The 615-nt window shown below is 62.3% G+C and carries 1 protein-coding gene; it reads left to right on the forward strand.

All coding sequences use genetic code 11. From position 1 onward, the window contains the following. Positions 1-615: T6SS effector phospholipase Tle3 domain-containing protein (locus tag H7U20_RS15945; protein WP_199760144.1), on the forward strand; the 615-nt coding region annotated here is incomplete at both ends.

Raw genomic sequence — 615 nt, forward strand, 5'->3', positions numbered from 1 at the left:
GGAACGGGACAACCGGCGCAAGGTCTATCTGTATTTTTGTCCGCAGGACATGACGGTAGCACTCGATAGTGTGCAGGGCATAGGCTGGCAGGGTGTGCCGGACTTCATCGAGGGCGAGCAATTGCTGCCGGACGAGCGCGTCCGCTACTTTGATGCGACGGCGGGAGAGACGCGACGTATCGGCAGCGCCCCGACAAAAAGCAAGACCGTGCTGCGCCGGCCGTTGCAGGAATTGGGGAAAGGTTTTTACCAGCGCGTATTCACGGACAAGCAAAGGATCAATCCTGCGACAGGGAATGCCGAACCCGTGCTGGTGGGCGTTGCGCCGCACGACTACGCTTTGCGCATCAAGGGCGAAAACGACCATGACCATGTGGCCAGCGGAAACCGCATCATGCGCGACGGCTTCCCCGCAGTGAAATGGCCCATCGCAAAGAACGGGGCTTGGCCAGACAGGCGCAGCGAACGTGAACAACGCGACGGCATCCGCAGTGTCACCGGCGAGGCGTTGCCGACACCGGCGGCTGCCGATCTGCGCGGGCAACAGCAGATCGATCGCAAGGATGGTCCCTACGAGGCGGTCGACCCCATCGATGCCAGCACCGCCGTCTCCAG

The sequence above is a fragment of the Rugamonas violacea genome, from assembly GCF_016461825.1.
GTDB lineage: Bacteria > Pseudomonadota > Gammaproteobacteria > Burkholderiales > Burkholderiaceae_D > Rugamonas.